We start from the raw sequence: 17,413 nt of genomic DNA, 5'->3' as shown, positions 1-17,413 counted from the left end.
ATTATTTTATCTCATGTTAAACCTGCTCTAATTCAGACGAAAGAAGTAATGCAACATTGCTTAAAACTTGGAAGTTCTAATTTATGAAGTATTTTAATTACGTTATTGGTTGGCTATTTTGTATCCTGTTCTTTTTATCATCTTCTACTTATGCGAGTCATATAGTAGGGGGAGAGATGACTTATAATTGTTTGGGAAACAATCAGTATGAAATTTTATTGACCATTTTTAGAGATTGTGAGAATGGCAATCCCGCAGCTTATTTTGATCAGCCTGCTTATGTAGGGATTTATAATGCAACAACAGGAGCCTACCTTCGAACAGAGGCATTGCTTTTGCCTAATGATGATACCTTAGATTTGGCGCAAAGTAATCCTTGTTACAATATCCCTTCCAATGTTTGTATTCACACAACGACCTATAGACGGCAAATAACATTGCCCAATAATTCCAATGGTTATCATTTGGTTTATCAACGATGTTGTAGAAATAATGTAATCACGAATATTATAGACCCAGGTCAGACAGGAGCAACGTATGATGTTGTAATTTCTGGTGATGCATTAGCAAGTTGCAATAGTAGCCCAAGATTTCGAGAGTGGCCACCTTTTTACATTTGTCAGGGGACTTCTATTAATTATGACAATTCAGCTTTTGACCCCGATGGAGATTCTATTGTTTATGAGTTGTGTAATCCTTATGATGGGGCAACAACGCTTGATCCTCGCCCCAATCCTCCAGCAGGGCCTCCCTTTTCGTCTGTTAATTGGCGTTTTCCTTATGGGTTGAACAATATGTTAGGAGGAGCCGATCCTTTTAGGATAGATCCAGTAACGGGAATGTTGGCTGGTACGCCTCCTTCTTTAGGCATTTTTGTGGTTGGAATTTGTGCCAAAGAATATCGAAATGGCGTTTTAATAGGAATAACAAAACGAGATTTTCAATACGAAGTAGTGGCTTGTACTCCACTTCAAGCACAATTTGCCGTCAATCTTTCTCCTTGTAATGCTTCTCTTTCTGTATTGCATCTTAATACGAGTACTTCTTTAGGGGTTACTTTTGATTGGGATTTTGGCGATAATTCGCCAAGTGTAACAGGGGTAAATCCTGTGCATACGTATCCAGATACAGGAACTTATACAGTTCAGATGATTGCAGGGGTTGGCTTGTCTTGTGTTGATACGGTAGTTCGCCAAGTGAGGGTTCATTTGGATGGTGCAGATGTGTCAGTTCCTCCGCAGGTAGCCTGTGTAGGCGATACCGTACTTTTGGTGGCCAATAACCTGTTAGCCAATTATAATAATATTGTCACCTATAACTGGTCGCCCAACAGTGCCTTGTTATCAGGGCAGGGAACGGATTCGGTTTATGTAATTGCCAATAATAATATCAATCTCAGTTTGACAGCAACCAATGATAATGGTTGTATAGATGTTGAAAATACGAATGTGCAACTTGAAATCGTTGAAGCACTCTTTGATAGTGTTACCTTTGATTGTAATACGACCTTAGACATTCCATTTAATAATCAAAGTACCTCGGTTACGAATAGTTATTTTTGGGATTTTGATGGTACAGGAACTTCTACCAATGCATTTCCAGTAAATACCTTTCCAGATACAGGACGCTATGAGGTTACCTTAGTGGCAGGTTATGGAGCGTTATGCCAAGATACCTTCACTAGAGAAATTTATATTCCTTTGGATGGAGCGTCTATCTTGTCTACCTCTCCAACCCAAGCTTGCAAAGGCGATACGCTTATTCTTAGTGTTACCAATGAACTAGCCGATTATAATAATATAGGGGGATATACTTGGGTGCCGAATAGTCCGATTTTGTCAGGACAGGGAACCGATTCGATTCAGATCGTAGCTGATGTCAATACTGTTTTTACGGTTAATGTAGAGAATGAAAACGGCTGTGTAGATACCGTAGTTTTGCCATTACAAGTCTTACAAATGAATGCGGTCTTTGATTCTGTGGAATTGGTTTGTAATAAATCATTAGAAATTCCTTTTACCAATAGTAGTGTAGACTTGACACTCAATTTTCTTTGGGACTTTGGAGGTACAGGCACTTCTACAGACGTTAGCCCAACTTATACCTTCCCCGATACAGGAACGTATACGGTAAGCCTAATTGGAGGGATCGGAACGTCTTGTCCTGATACCTTTCGTCAAGTCATAGATGTACGCCTAGATGGAGCAGAAATAGTAGCGTCCGATACACAGTTGGTCTGCCGTGGTGATACCGTGTTGTTGACGGCTTTAAATACGTTATCTTTGTATAATACGATGATTGATTATAGTTGGAGTCCAATCACTAACATTATCACAGGACAAGGAACAGACAGTGTCAATGTGTTGGCAAATGCAGACCTTGATTTTCAGGTAATAGGATTGAATGATGCAGGCTGTCGAGATACAGCATTTGCACATGTTAATGTAACTACAATTTCGCCCGCATTAGCAATTGTTGCTTTGCCAGATAGTATATTTGTTGGACAAACGTCCCAATTATATGCGACCAATTTTCTAGAATATAGCTATGATTGGACGCCAGATACCACCCTAAGTGCTTATGATATTCATGATCCAATAGCAAAACCAAGACAAACCAAGACGTATTATTTGAGGGTTACGAATCAGTATTGTACACACAATGATTCGGTAACGGTTTATATCAAACCGCCAATTTGTGCCAATCCAGTTGTTTTTGTTCCCAGTGCTTTTTCGCCCGATGGAGATGGACATAATGATGTATTGATGGTGAATGGCAATAATATTAATGAAATGACAATGGCAATCTATAACCGTTGGGGACAAAAAGTGTTTGAAACCAATGATCAAAATCTAGGTTGGGACGGTACCTATTTAGGAAGGGAACTGCCTCCAGATGTGTATGGTTATTACATGCAATGTAAATGTGATGAAGGAGGAACCTTGTTTTTGAAAGGAAATATTACCCTCTTAAAATAATCGTTCTTTGACATATCGTGTGGAATATTAAACGATCCAGCTCTCTTATTACTACTTTTTTCTAAGAAAAGTAGTAGAGAGCTTACCCTTTGTTAGTGCTTGTCACACGATTAGCTTCGCTGCTACTGCGTGGTTATTACGTGAGCCTACGGGTTATCAAAGAACTAAAATAATAAATGTTGTGCTGCTTTTGTAGTTGTTTTGGTAAATAGATGAAGTATCATTGACCAATATAGCAGGTGATAAGTCAATCTATAGCTTTTAGGATGATTTTCTAAGGAAAAACCAACTAAAACTATATTGTTATGCGTCCAATTTGCCTAAATACCTTACAACGTATTATTTTTTGTACTGCATTTGTTGTTTTCCCTTTAATGTCTAATGCCAGCCATATCGTAGGGGGCGAAATGAATTATAGATGTTTGGGAAACAACCGCTATGAAGTAAGATTGCAGCTCTTTAGAGATTGTGATGCTGGTATTCCTTGGTTTGATCATATTGCCTCTATTGGTGTTTATGACGGTCAAACTAAGGCTTATCTTTTTCAAGAATTGGTCAATTGGAATAGCGCAATTAATGACACATTAGTTATAGAGGCTCCCGACTCTTGTATCAGAATCTCAAGTAATGTTTGCATTCACACAACTACTTATACAGATACGATTGTTTTACCGTTAAATTCATCAGGCTATATTCTTGCTTATCAACGTTGTTGCCGAAATTATAGCATGACAAATACTATTAGTCTACCAGGTGATGAAGTGGGGGCAACCTATTGGACCTATATCTCGGCAGCAGCTTTGCAAGGTTGTAACAATTCAGCAGTATTTAAAGACTGGCTTGATGTTTATTTGTGTTCAGGGGTTCCTGTTCTATTTGATCATTCTGCTATTGATGCGGATGGTGACTCCCTTGTTTATGAGTTGTGCATGCCTTCAAGTGGAGCTTCACTTGCAAATTCAAGACCCCAACCCCCTAGTAACCCACCCTATGGAAACATTAGATGGCGAGCGCCCTATCATCTGGGAAATATATTTGGAGGAGCAGATCCTTTTGCAATAGATCCTACCACTGGCTTATTGACAGGAACTCCAAACAACTTGGGCGTATTTTTAATGGGAGTCTGCCTCAAAGAATATCGAAATGGTGATTTGATTTCAATTACTCGCCGTGATTTTCAGCATATTGTAGGTGCTTGTAATCGAGAAGTAACCGCAAGATTTAATGCCGTCAATACATGGTGTAGCAAAGATTTGGTTTATGTTTTTGATAACAATAGTCAGACTAGTACAGGAATCTATCATTGGACATTTGATACCTTGGGAACGAGTACAGCTGTGAACCCCATTTATACCTTTCCAGATACAGGGAATTATCTAGTTACCTTGATCGCAGGAATAGGGGAGCCTTGTGTAGATACCTTTTCGATGCATGTAGATGCCCAAATAAGAGCAATAGAAATAGCCGTTCAAGTACCCTCCATAGCTTGTTTGGGCGATACGATATTGTTGGTGGCTACAGATGCTTATCAGGATTATTCGGATTCTACCATCTATACTTGGACGCCAACTTCAGCAATACTCTCTGGACAAGGAACGGATAGTATTTGGGTTGTAGCAAATCAGAGCACTCGTTTTAGGGTAGCAGGGATTAATAATTATGGTTGTTCAAGCGAAGCGACATTTTATATTGATGTGGTCGATATTAATGCGCTGTTTGACACTTTGGATTTAGTCTGTAATCATTCATTATCGATACCTTTTGTAAATGCTACTAGCAGCAATTTTGTGAATGTAGCTTATTCGTGGAGTTTTGATACATTGGGAACGAGTACAGCCGTGCATCCCATTTATACCTTTCCAGATACAGGACGTTATGAGGTTACCTTAATGGCAGGCTATGGGGCTTTATGCCAAGATACCTTTACCAGAGAAATTTACATTCCTTTAGATGGAGCGTCTATCTTGTCTACTGCTCCAACCCAAGCTTGCAAAGGCGACACCCTTATTCTTAGTGTTACCAATGAGCTGGCTGATTACAATACTATAGGGGGATACACTTGGGGGCCTAACAGTCCAATTTTATCAGGGCAGGGAACCGATTCGATTCAAATAGTAGCCGATGTCAATACTGTTTTTAGGGTTAATGCAATCAATGAAAATGGCTGTGTTGATACCGTAGTTTTGCCATTACAAGTCTTGCAAATAAATGCGGTCTTTGATTCTGTTGAATTGAGTTGCAATAAATCACTAGAAATTCCTTTTACCAATAGTAGCATAGATTTGACAATTAATTTTATTTGGGATTTTGGAGGCACGGGAATCACTACAGAAGTTAGCCCAACGTATACCTTCCCCGATACAGGAACTTATGCGGTAAGCTTAATTGGAGGAATCGGTACGGCTTGCCCAGATACCTTTCGTCAAACGATTGATGTCCGTCTAGATGGGGTAGAAATAGTGGTGTCTGATACACAATTGGTCTGTCGTGGCGATACTGTTTTGTTAACTGCTTTGAATACCTTATCTTTATACAATAGTATTACCAATTACAGTTGGAATCCAATCACTAACATTATCACAGGACAAGGAACAGACAGTATCAATGTGTTGGCGAATACAGATCTTGATTTTCAGGTAGTGGGATTGAATGATGCAGGTTGTCGAGATACGGCATTAGCCCATGTTAATGTAAGTACAATTTCGCCTGTATTAGCGATTGTTGCTTTGCCAGATAGCATATTTGTTGGGCAAACGGCTCAATTATATGCAACCAATTTTCTAGAATATAGTTATGATTGGAGACCTGATACCACCTTAAGTGCGTATGATATTTATGATCCAATAGCAAAACCAAGACGAACCAAGACGTATTATTTGAGGGGTACCAATCAATATTGTACGCAGAATGATTCGGTGACGGTTTATATCAAACCACCCGTTTGTGCCAATCCAGTTGTTTTTGTTCCCAGTGCTTTTTCGCCCAATGGAGATGGTCATAATGATGTATTGATGGTGAGTGGCAATATTATAAATGAAATGACAATGGCAATTTATAACCGTTGGGGGCAAAAAGTATTTGAAACCAATGATCAAAATCTAGGTTGGGATGGCACCTATTTAGGAAAAGAGCTTCCTCCAGATGTATATGGTTACTACATGCAATGTAAATGTGATGATGGGGGAAGGCTGTTTCTGAAGGGTAATATTACTTTGTTAAAATAGTGATCTATATACTATACTTAAGTATATCAAAACAAATTATTAGTTCTTGGGGAGTTGGTTAACCAATGAACAGCTTCCAAATAAAATTTATTATGTACCCAATTCTCCTCCGTATTTTTCAGTATATTATTTTATTATTTGCTTTTCTCTTCTTGCCATTATTAGCCAATGCGACTCATATTGTAGGAGGGGAGATGAATTATAGATGTTTGGGAAATGATCAGTACGAAATCTCTTTAACGGTATTTAGAGATTGTGATGCTGGTGTTCCTTGGTTTGATGACCCTGCCTCTATAGGGGTTTATGATGGGCAGACGAATGCTTATCTTTTTCAGCAGTTGGTCTATTGGGATAATGCCATCAATGACACACTGGATATTTATTTGCCCGATTCTTGTTTGATCGTTCCAAGTAATGTTTGTATTCATACCACAACCTATACCGATACCATTACCTTACCTTTTCGTGCCTCTGGATACACCATTGCTTATCAACGTTGCTGTCGAAATTATGATATTGTTAATATCGTTAATGCAACAGGGAATGAAGCTGGAGCTACCTACTGGACTCATATTTCATCAGCCGCCTTGCAAGGCTGCAATAATTCGGCGGTATTTAGAGAGTGGCCTCGTGTTTACTTGTGTTCGGGGGTGCCTATTGTCTTTGATCATTCTGCCATTGACGTAGATGGAGATTCTATTGTTTACGAATTGTGTAATCCTTCGGATGGGGCTACGGCTGTAAGCCCAAGGCCACAACCCCCAAATAATCCACCTTATGGAAACGTTACTTGGCAAGCTCCTTATCATCTAGGAAATATGTTTGGTGGGGCAGATCCATTAGTGATTGACCCTGTAACTGGTTTGTTAACTGGAACGCCACAAAATTTAGGTGTTTTTTTGGTTGGTGTATGTTTAAAAGAATATAGAAATGGCAATCTAATTTCTATTACTCGACGAGATTTTCAGCATGTAGTAGGCACCTGCGATCGGCAAACAACAGCAGATTTTGATACGACAGGTTTGCATTGCAATAAAAACTTGACTTATCCCTTTGACAACAATAGTCAGGTGGTTACAGGAACTTACCATTGGACGTTTGACACGTTGGGGACTAGTACAGCTGTGAACCCCACTTACACCTTCCCCGATACAGGAAATTATTTAATTACTTTGGTAGCAGGAATTGGTTCACCTTGTATAGATACCTATTCTGTTAATATGGATGTTCGAATAGAAGCTATGGAAATTGCTGTTACTCCCCCTCAAATGGTTTGTACGGGAGATACTATATTGTTAGTGGCGACAGATGCCTATGAGGGCTATTCAGATTCTGCGACCTATACTTGGAGCCCTGCTTCAGCGATACTTTCAGGGCAAGGGACGGATAGTGTTTGGGTTGTTGTCAACCAAAGTACCCAATTTAGAGTAGATGGAATCAATAATTATGGTTGTGCCAGTAGTGCTTTTACCTCCATTAATGTACGACAAGTAGATGCTCTATTCACAACAACAACAATTCCTTGTAATACTTCTTTGGTGGTGCAATTCCAAAATCAAAGTACTAGCAACCCCATTAATAATAATTATTTGTGGCAGTTTGGGAATTTAGGTAGTTCAACGGCTGCAAATCCCAGTTTTGTATTTGCAGATACAGGAATTCATACCGTAACCTTAATTGCAGGAGCGGGGAGTCAATGCCCAGATACTTTTTCAATGGATATACAGGTAGAACTAAGGGCAATGGAGCTACAATCCATTCCAGATCAAACGCTTTGTAAGGGCGATAGCCTATGGATAAAAGCAGTCGATATTTATGAGGAATATTCCTCTTCGGCTACCTATACTTGGACTCCTAGTTCGGCAATTGCAGCAGGGCAGGGAACGGATAGTGTGTTGGTTATTGCTAATAATTCCATACAAATACAGGTAGCGGCCTCCAATAACTACGGCTGTTCTAGTGTGATAGATTTTAACATTGACGTAATAGAAGTAGAGGCTTTATTTGATACCTTAGATTTAGCCTGTAACATTTCATTATCGATACCTTTTGTAAATGCTTCTACCAGCAATTTAGGGAGTGTCAATTACGAATGGAGTTTTGACAATTTAGCCAATAGTACCGCTGTAAATCCAATCTACACCTTTCCCGATACAGGAACTTATACCATTCAATTGATTGCAGGGGTGGGTAGTCTTTGTCCCGATACTTCTTTGATGGATTTGTATTTGCCACTTTATGGGGTAGATCTGACGGCAATAGCTCCTCAAACAGTTTGTGTAGGAGATTCTGTATGGTTAAAAGTAGAGGATTTACTAAAAAACTATTCTTCTTCTATTCATTATACTTGGTCGCCGAATAACCAGATTCTTGCAGGGCAAGGAACGGATTCTGTTTTGATTATCCCTACTTCTTCTACCAGTATACAAGTGGCCGCAATCAATAGCCATCTTTGTCGAGATACAAGCATTGGAGTAATTGATGTATTAGCAGTAGAGGCTTCTTTTGATACCATAGATGTTCTTTGTAATACTTCATTAATTGTTCCTTTTGTGAATACCTCAACGAGCAATCCAGTTAATAATGACTATCATTGGAACTTTGAAAACCTAGGAACTTCAACGGCAACGCATCCAACTTATAGTTTTCCTGATACGGGTAGTTATGTTGTGAGTTTGGTAGCAGGAGCAGGGGGGCAATGCCCAGATACTTTTAGTATGGATGTTTATTTGCCCTTGCACGGTCTCATTATGGATGCCAATGATGTATCTGTAATCTGTAAAGAGGACACGGTAGAGCTTACGGTAACAAATAGTTTGGATGCTTATGCCGATTGGGTCAACTATCAATGGTACCCTACGAATGAAATTATAGCAGGGCAGGGAGAAGATACCGCCTATGCCTTAATGGACACAAACACTACTTTTATCGTTATAGGAGTAAACTCTCATGGTTGTATTGATACGGCTTATGCACAAGGAACCATTATTTATATTTCACCAACAGTTAATATAAGTGCTATCCCTGATAGTATTTTTGTGGGGCAAACAGCACAGTTAGTAGCAACAGATGATATAAATTATAGTTATAGTTGGAGACCTGATACTACCTTGAGTAATTATTTTATTTATGATCCAATAGCCAAACCTAGACAATCAACAATTTATAATTTGGCGGTAACCAATCAGTACGGATGTACAACCAATGATTCAGTTCAAGTGCTTATAAGAAAACCCATTTGTGGTTTGCCAGTAGTGTTTGTACCCAATGCGTTTTCACCAGATCAGGATGGGCATAATGATGTTTTGATGATTCGTGGCAATAACATTACGAGTGTAAATATGGCGATTTATAATCGTTGGGGGCAAAAGGTATTTGAGACCAACGACCAAAATATAGGTTGGGATGGCTCTTTTAAAGGGAAACTAATGCCGCCTGATGTTTATGGTTATTATATGCGATGTGTTTGTGACGATGGCAGTGAGTTGTTTACCAAGGGAAATATTACGCTTTTGCGTTGATGGCTTGTTGGAGTTTTGTTAAATGAGATACCTTGAGTAGTAAAATAGTTTTATATGTTATGATAAAAAATTGCTTTTATCGTAAAAGCAGATTACTATTGTTAAAAATAAAATTATTTCTTGGGCTTATTGATAAGTTTTGTGGTAAGTTCTTAACCATTAAGACCTATAAAATGATAGGAATCGTATGTTATACGTAGAAAGTCGTATGTTTTTATTTTGATCATAAATAACATACGACTTTCTACGTATAACTTATAGCTGGCCCACTATTGCAAAAGGTAATGTTTTTCTTTTTGTATTCTAGAAAACTTTTTGTAAAGCCATTTTTTGCTTAGCGTATTGTAAAAATTAAACGACCATGAAAGAAGCTCAACACTATAATTTTTTGTTCACCGTATTGTTTTGGATTGTTTTAGCACTTCCATTGTCCGCAACACACATCATTGGAGGAGAAGTGAACTATCAATGCCTAGGAAATAATCGCTATGAGATAACCTTGCAGTTGTTTAGAGATTGTGATACAGGAGTACCTTGGTTTGAGAACCCTGCGGTTTTGGATATATTGGATGTCAATGGGCAACTTATTGATACGATCAATATGAATTTGAGAAACAACGACACCCTAACTTTTGCGAGTTCAGCTTGTTCAATGGTGCCTCCATCAGCTTGTATTCATACAACTACCTATCGAGAGGTTCGATCTTTGCCTTATCGAGTAGGAGGCTACCAATTTTTGTATCAAATTTGTTGTCGAAATATTGACATTCTTAATATCATAGACCCGACAGGTACACAGGCAGCTTATCATGCTTATATGTCGGAGGAAGCAACCTTACATTGTAATAGCGCAGCAAAATTTAACGATTGGCCTCCCTTTTACATCTGCAATGGTCAGCCGCTTAATTATGATCATTCTGCAATAGATGTAGATGGAGATTCTATAGCTTATGAATTGTATACCCCATTTGATACTTATAGTTCTTTTAATAATTATTGGGTAGATTGGAGGTTTCCTTATTCGTTGACCAATATGTTGGGAGGTGCTTCGCCTTTGGCTATAGATCCCGTAACAGGACTATTAACAGGAACGCCCCTAAACAATGGAACTTTTGTAGTCGGAATTAGTGCCAAATCCTATAGAAATGGGGTGCTTATGTCGGTTACAAGACGAGATTTTCAATTTATTGTCACTTCCTGTGTGACCGCTATTGTTGCTGATTTTGAACCTGATCTTGATTCTTGTAATGTACTTCTAGAGGTTCCCTTTGACAATTTAAGTAATCCAATCAACGGTCCCTTTATTTGGGATTTTGGAGACGGAAGCCCTCTTTCAACGTTGCCCAACCCCACGCATCCCTATGTTGATACAGGTACTTATGCCGTTATGTTAATTGCTGGTTTGGGAACGCCTTGCGAAGACACCATTATAAAAGAAGTAGAATTGTACATCAAAGCAGCAGATGTAGATGTGGTTAGTGCCCCAATTATTTGCAACGACAACAAAGTCCTCTTAGTGGCACACAATGTTTTTTCCGATTTTAATCAAATTGTTAATTATTATTGGGCACCGCCAAGTAATATTATATCGGGGCAAGGAACGGACAGTGTTTGGATGGCTGTTAGTGGAGGGAGTTTTGGGGTTCAATTAAATGTGACGAATAATTATGGTTGTACAGATTTGGTACAGTTAACACAGGTCGATGTCCCAGCCGATACGGTTGTTGCTGCTTTTGATTCGCTTACGTTTTCTTGTAATAAATCATTAAGCGTATCGTTTACCAACCAAAGTATCAGCACCAACAATCAATATTTATGGTATTTTGATACTTTAGGGACTTCTACGGTACAAAATCCTACGTATAGTTTCCCAGATACGGGAACTTATAAAGTACGTTTAATTGCAGATGTGGGGCACCCTTGTCAAGATACGTTTGAACAAGATTTTTACCTTCCTTTAGATGGTCTCGACCTTGCTGCCATTGATTCTCAAATTACTTGTCGAGAAGATACAATTCTATTAACGGCAACGAGTTCAGGGCCTAATTATGCTAGCATTATTAACTACGCATGGACTCCAGCAAGCAAAATTATAGCAGGGCAAGGAACGGACAGTGTTTGGGTCTTGGCAGATTCAGATCTGGATTTTACAGTGGTGGCGACCAATGCAGAAAATTGCAAAGATACGGCTGATGCGAGCATTAATGTCAGCTCAATTTCTCCAGTTTTGGCCGTAATCGCTGTTCCCAATGCAATTTATCTAGGGCAAACCACACAATTGGTTGCCAACTATGACGCAGATTATACCTATCAATGGAGACCTGATACCACCTTGATGGCATTGGATATTTCTGATCCTATGGCAAGACCAAGAATTCCTACAACCTATTATTTAACCGTTAAAAATTCCTTGGGTTGTGATTTGACGGATTCTATTCATATTGGAATTTTGCCTCCGCTATGTGGCAATCCTGTTGTTTTTGTGCCTTCTGCTTTTACTCCTGATAATGACGGGCATAATGATGTGCTAAAAGTAGAAGGAAATAACATTAACGAAATGACAATGGCAATCTATAATCGTTGGGGGCAAAAAATATTTGAAACAAAGGATCAAAACATAGGTTGGGATGGCACTTTTCAGGGCAAACTATTGCCACCTGATGTTTATGGTTATTATATGCAGTGTCGTTGTGACGATGGGAGTGAGGCTTTTTTGAAAGGAAATATAACCTTGTTGAGGTGAGGGGCATCTGTGATTTAGAAATTTGAAGCAGTGCCAATTTGAAAATAGTAAGGTATCATTCGACTATTTTCAAATTGGCATATTTTCAAATCCATAAAAATCAAGCTTCATAAAAGACACGAGGCACCCGATTGCTGATATTGGTTAAAATTTCATAAGGAATAGTCTGTAAGGTTTGAGCTAGTTGCTGAATGCTTTTGATGTCGTCAAAAATAATTACTTCGTCCCCTTCTTTAGCCTGTGGAATATGGCTGACATCTACAAAACACATATCCATACAAATATTGCCAATTGTAGGAGCCAATTGATCGTGAATTTTAACGCTAGTTTTTCCATTTCCAAAAGCCCTCAAAAACCCATCGGCATAACCAATGGACAGAACAGCAATTCGGCTAGCTTGGGTAATTTTGCCTTTTCGCCCATAACCAATGGTCTCTTGGGCAGAAATTGGTTTGATCTGTGCAATGCATGTTTTTAGGCAAACGACATTTTGCAAGAGTGGGAGGCGTTGGTTAGGATCAATGCCATAAAGCCCAATTCCCAATCGTACTAGGTCAAATTGATGTTTGGAAAAGCGAGTAATGCCCGCAGAATTTAAGATATGCTTAATGCTTTGAATGTGTAGCGCTTGCTCAATATTTTGTGCGAGTTCATTAAACAATTGAATTTGTCCTAAACTAAAGGACTCGTATTGAGGCTCGTCAGATGCTGCTAAATGAGAAAAAATTCCCTTTATCTGAACCAAGGCACTGTTTGTTTGTAAGAGCGGGATTAAGGCTGGAATATCGTTGGGAAGAAAACCCAAACGATGCATGCCTGTATCGAGTTCTAAATGGATCGGATAGGCTTCAGAAATATTGTTTTGTTGTAAAAAAGCACTAAACTGATTAAGCATTGTAAAGCTATAAACGGCAGGTTCTAAGTTATATTTAAAAAGTATTTCAAACTCATGCATGGCACTGTTCATTACCATAATTGGCAATTGGATACCTTGTTCTCGCAAGGCAACTCCTTCGTCCACATAAGCAACTCCTAAGTAATCTACATGATTGTACTGTAATAGTTGGGCAATCTCATAAGAGCCACTACCATAAGCAGAGGCTTTGACCATAACCATCATTTTGGTACTGGGCAAAAGGTGTTTTTTGTAGATTTGTAAATTATTCCGAACCGCACCTAAATCAATTTCTAGGATTGTTCCGTGAATGCGTTTTTTGAGTTGTTGTGCAATTCGCTCAAATTCAAAAGCTCTAGCCCCTTTGAGCAAAATACTTTCTTGCCTAAAAACAATCGTCTGACCAATTTCAGCGATAAAGTGGCTGGTGGTTTTAAAAAAATGCGTTTCGGCAATTTTATCAAAATACTGTTGTTGTTGATAAAACTTAGGACCAATTCCAATTAATTTTTGTATTTGATGTTCTTCCAATAGTTGGGCTATGGTTTGGTAAGTGTTGGGGGGCTGAATTTCTGGTAGATCGGACAAAATAATCGTCTTTCGATAGGCGGGGTTGTTTTTGTGTTTTTGATGCAAGAAATCTAAGGCAATTTTTAAACCTTCTAAATCATTGTTGTAACTATCATCAATAATATGGCAGTTGTTAATACCTTCTTTTAGGGCTAGGCGCATAGGAATGTCACGCAGCTTTTGGATGCGTTGTTCTATCATCTGAATAGAACTGCCTAGGTACAATAGCGTAGCAACTCCATGTAGACAATTTTCTATAGCAGCAGCATTGGTAAAGGGGATCGCAATACGGAATACTTGATTTTGCCAATGGATTTGAACCCATGTTTTATGCGTTCTTATTTGGGTATAAATGGGAATATTGGCAGTATTAGAAGCGCCCCAAGACCACAATAAAGGGGGGCGATTTAACCTTTGTATTTCTTGGTGTATCTCTTGGTGATTGCTACTGTAAATCAAAACATCTACCCCTGAAAATAAGCGAAGCTTTTCTTGAATTTTTAGTGTCAGGTTATCGAACCCACTGGCATGTGCTTTGCCAATATTGGTAAAGATGCCAATGGTAGGCTGGATGATGGCTTGCAATTGTTGCATCTCGCCAACCTGAGAAATACCTGCCTCAAAAATGGCCAACTCATGTTTTGGATTCATGCTCAATACAGAGAGCGGAACCCCAATTTGGGAATTGTAGCTTTTTGGACTTTTTATAATTTTATAATCTTGCTCTAATAACTGAAATAACCATTCTTTTAAAATCGTTTTTCCATTGCTGCCTGTTATGGCAATGGTTGGTATATTAAACTGCAAGCGATGATATTGTGCATATTCTTGAAGTACCTTAAGCACTTCTTTTACCATCATGAATTGAGCCTTTGGGTAAGCTGTTAAATCTATGTTTTTACAAATGACAAATCGCCGAACTCCTTGTTGATAGAGGTCAGCAATAAATTCATGACCATCTGTTGAGCGTCCTTTGATTGCAAAAAAGATACTTTGGCTCGGAAATACAAGTTTTCGACTGTCGATCAAAACAAATTTGTCATTCCAGAAATCAGTACTAAAATCAATTGCAGACATATAGTTTTTGGGTAAAATACAGGTGATAGAATGGTTGACCGAACTTTTTTGCAAAATAATAAAAAGATAGATAAGTAACTACGCAGAAGTCATGATTGTAAATTTAAGCCCCTCAATTTTAACGTTAGTAATTTAAAGTGATACTTCGTGGATTAGTTAGTGTGCTTTGTTTATGATCGCTTCACTCATTATTCCCTGCGGTCATGAGCGCTGCGCTTAGTTGTTCCCTGCGGTCATGAGATAGTCGTTTAGTTTTTTCTTATTAGAATGGGTTTGGTGGTATGCCCTCGTTTTTGTAAATTGATTCTTATAAAGGATTAAATTAAGCATGAATTATGGATAATTATCAACTGATTACACTCAATGAAGAAAATATTGGAAGAGAGCATATTTGCTGTGCATTTACCAATAAAAACTGTGCGGAGGGCTACCAAGCTAAAAAAGATTGGCTAAAAAATCAATTTAAGGATGGGTATACCTTTAAAAAGTTTGACATTCGAGGTAAGGTTTTTATAGAGTATGTGCCTGCCGAAATGGGTTGGGTTCCTATTGTTGCTCCTAATTATATGCTCATCAATTGCTTTTGGGTGTCGGGGCGTTATAAAGGAAATGGTTTGGGCAAGCAATTGTATCAAGCTTGTTTGGCAGATGCTCAGGACAAAGATGGTTTGGTGGTAGTGACGGCTGCCAAAAAGCAACCCTTTATGTCTGAAAAAAAGTTTTTTCACAAGCAGGGTTTCCAACTTTGTGATACTGGTTGGCCTTACTTTGAATTGTGGTATAAACCCTTTCATAAGGCGGCTGCAATTCCCCAATTTAAGGCTTGTGCTAAGGAAGGGATTTCGGATGTAAAGGAAGGAATCAGTGTTTATTATACCAATGCTTGCCCGTTTACAACCTATTATACCAATGTGGTGCTAAAGGAAGCTGCCCAAGCACGTGCTATCCCTATTCAAATCCACCAATTAGCAACAAGAGCGCAGGCTCAAAATCACTTTGTTCCCCATACGATTTACAGTGTGTTTTATAATGGAAAATTTGTTACCCAACAGATATTGACCGAAAAATCGTTTGATAAATTCATTAAAAGGTAGTAAAAAAAATAGATAATTTATAATCGCTTAATGCCCAGTTTAATGGAGGTGTAGCTTTATTGCTAACTAAATAAAGCTGATGTTTATATATTTTTGTAATTGCTCTGTTATAAAGTAAATATTAATATTGTTGTATTCATTAATACTAATACTCCATTAATTAGCTAGTGCGCTAGCGCTTATGAGCTCCCTGAGGTCGGTTCGTTACACTCGTGAGATAGTTTTTTGCTTTTTCACAAAAAAAGCAAAAAAACATCTTGTATTCGATTGATTATCAGGTAATTAATTTTTTGAGCGGTGAATTTGCATCATTTTGATAATCAATCGAATACGATTTTTCAACGGAGTAATGTAATACATTAAGACCCCTTTATTATGATAAAAATATTAAGTGCAACAATTTTAGTTTTTATGCTGCAATTTACTTACGCCCAGCATCATTTAGATTCTACTTCTACTTGGGTGTATTATAAAGCCCCCCAAAGTGCTGGACCTGTTTCTAAAACTTGTTATAGAACGATTACCATAGATGGAGATAGTCTAATTCAAGGCAAAACCTATTTTAAGCGTTATATACAAGGAGAGGATTATACTAGTAATGGACCGTCTGGACCTATCCTTACGGTTGTTTCCAAGCAATTTTTTGATCTAGTGCGAGATGATGCAGGGCATTTTTATACGTATTTTAATGGGCAGGATACCATGGTGATGGATTTTACCAAAGAGCTAGGAGATACCATTAGAGGAAGCTATTGTATAGATACGATTAATCAAATTGATTCTTTGTACTTGGGGAGTCAGGTCGTGAAAAAATGGAGTACAGGAAGCTATGATATAATCCCTTATATTGAGGGAGTTGGTTTGGTTATATATTTGACCTTTCTGGAGCGGTGTGTGTTGATTGGTAATAGTAGATATGAATTAGTTTGCTATGAAAAAGGAGGCGATCAGCTAATTCTGAATCCAACGATTAATTGCCAGGTTTATAACTCAATTGCTACCGCAGAAAAGACCAATCTAGCTATAACAGTATACCCAAATCCAACGTCAGGAGTGTTACAGATCCAAAATACCTCTTATTCAGTGGGCAAGATACAATTGTTTAATCTAAATGGTCAATTGGTTTTAGAAAAAGAACTAGAGCAAGCCGATCAAAAGCTAGATTTAGGTTTATTTCCAGTAGGGACATACTACCTGAAAATTAATACTGATCAAGGAAGCTATGTTAAGAAGGTGCTTAAGTTGTAACCTGAAAAAGTGCTTAAAATCGTTGATAGGGGCTTTCATGAGTAAAACAAATGTATTGCCTCA

At 38.3% G+C, this 17,413-nt stretch carries 7 protein-coding genes; 6 read left to right on the top strand and 1 reads right to left on the bottom strand.

Annotation, left to right across the window (positions count from 1 at the left end):
• Positions 1 to 83 precede the first annotated feature (83 nt).
• The 4 genes from AsAng_RS14700 (at position 84) to AsAng_RS14685 (ending at position 12,466) form a co-directional block, all read left to right on the top strand.
• Entirely contained in the window at positions 84 to 2,978 is a 2,895-nt protein-coding gene (locus AsAng_RS14700) for a PKD domain-containing protein (RefSeq protein ID WP_264793544.1), read from the top strand.
• A 305-nt stretch (positions 2,979 to 3,283) separates the two neighbouring features.
• Positions 3,284 to 6,202 (top strand): T9SS type B sorting domain-containing protein, encoded by a 2,919-nt coding sequence (locus tag AsAng_RS14695; protein WP_264793543.1) that lies wholly within the window; start codon positions 3,284 to 3,286, stop codon positions 6,200 to 6,202.
• A gap of 92 nt (positions 6,203 to 6,294) precedes the next feature.
• Positions 6,295 to 9,723, top strand: coding sequence for a T9SS type B sorting domain-containing protein (locus AsAng_RS14690; RefSeq protein ID WP_264793542.1), 3,429 nt, complete (start codon positions 6,295 to 6,297; stop codon positions 9,721 to 9,723).
• Between the two features lie 361 nt (positions 9,724 to 10,084).
• Positions 10,085 to 12,466 carry a PKD domain-containing protein gene (locus AsAng_RS14685; protein ID WP_264793541.1) on the top strand — a complete coding sequence of 794 codons (2,382 nt, stop codon included), beginning with the start codon at positions 10,085 to 10,087 and terminating at the stop codon, positions 12,464 to 12,466.
• 100 nt (positions 12,467 to 12,566) lie between these two features.
• Here the strand turns inward: AsAng_RS14685 and AsAng_RS14680 are convergent, their stop codons facing one another.
• Complete coding sequence (locus AsAng_RS14680; RefSeq protein ID WP_264793540.1) at positions 12,567 to 15,008, bottom strand: bifunctional UDP-N-acetylmuramoyl-tripeptide:D-alanyl-D-alanine ligase/alanine racemase; 2,442 nt, start codon at positions 15,006 to 15,008, stop codon at positions 12,567 to 12,569.
• A 335-nt stretch (positions 15,009 to 15,343) separates the two neighbouring features.
• Between AsAng_RS14680 and AsAng_RS14675 the strand changes: the two genes are divergently transcribed.
• Both AsAng_RS14675 and AsAng_RS14670 read left to right on the top strand, forming a co-directional pair.
• Positions 15,344 to 16,102: an N-acetyltransferase gene (locus AsAng_RS14675; RefSeq protein WP_264793539.1), complete on the top strand. Its 759-nt coding sequence runs from the start codon at positions 15,344 to 15,346 to the stop codon at positions 16,100 to 16,102.
• A gap of 375 nt (positions 16,103 to 16,477) precedes the next feature.
• Complete coding sequence (locus AsAng_RS14670) at positions 16,478 to 17,350, top strand: T9SS type A sorting domain-containing protein (RefSeq protein WP_264793538.1); 873 nt, start codon at positions 16,478 to 16,480, stop codon at positions 17,348 to 17,350.
• Positions 17,351 to 17,413 lie beyond the last annotated feature (63 nt).

Source organism: Aureispira anguillae (assembly GCF_026000115.1).
Taxonomy (GTDB): domain Bacteria; phylum Bacteroidota; class Bacteroidia; order Chitinophagales; family Saprospiraceae; genus Aureispira; species Aureispira anguillae.
Note: the sequence above shows the minus strand (reverse complement) of the source record. Positions and strands in the feature narration are given on the sequence as shown.

Bases quoted from the DNA above. Each gene is read 5' to 3' on its own strand.
- AsAng_RS14700 (WP_264793544.1), top strand. From the start codon at position 84: ATGAAGTATTTTAATTACGTTATTGGTTGGCTATTTTGTATCCTGTTC.
- AsAng_RS14695 (WP_264793543.1), top strand. From the start codon at position 3,284: ATGCGTCCAATTTGCCTAAATACCTTACAACGTATTATTTTTTGTACT.
- AsAng_RS14690 (WP_264793542.1), top strand. From the start codon at position 6,295: ATGTACCCAATTCTCCTCCGTATTTTTCAGTATATTATTTTATTATTT.
- AsAng_RS14685 (WP_264793541.1), top strand. From the start codon at position 10,085: ATGAAAGAAGCTCAACACTATAATTTTTTGTTCACCGTATTGTTTTGG.
- AsAng_RS14680 (WP_264793540.1), bottom strand. From the start codon at position 15,008: ATGTCTGCAATTGATTTTAGTACTGATTTCTGGAATGACAAATTTGTT.
- AsAng_RS14675 (WP_264793539.1), top strand. From the start codon at position 15,344: ATGGATAATTATCAACTGATTACACTCAATGAAGAAAATATTGGAAGA.
- AsAng_RS14670 (WP_264793538.1), top strand. From the start codon at position 16,478: ATGATAAAAATATTAAGTGCAACAATTTTAGTTTTTATGCTGCAATTT.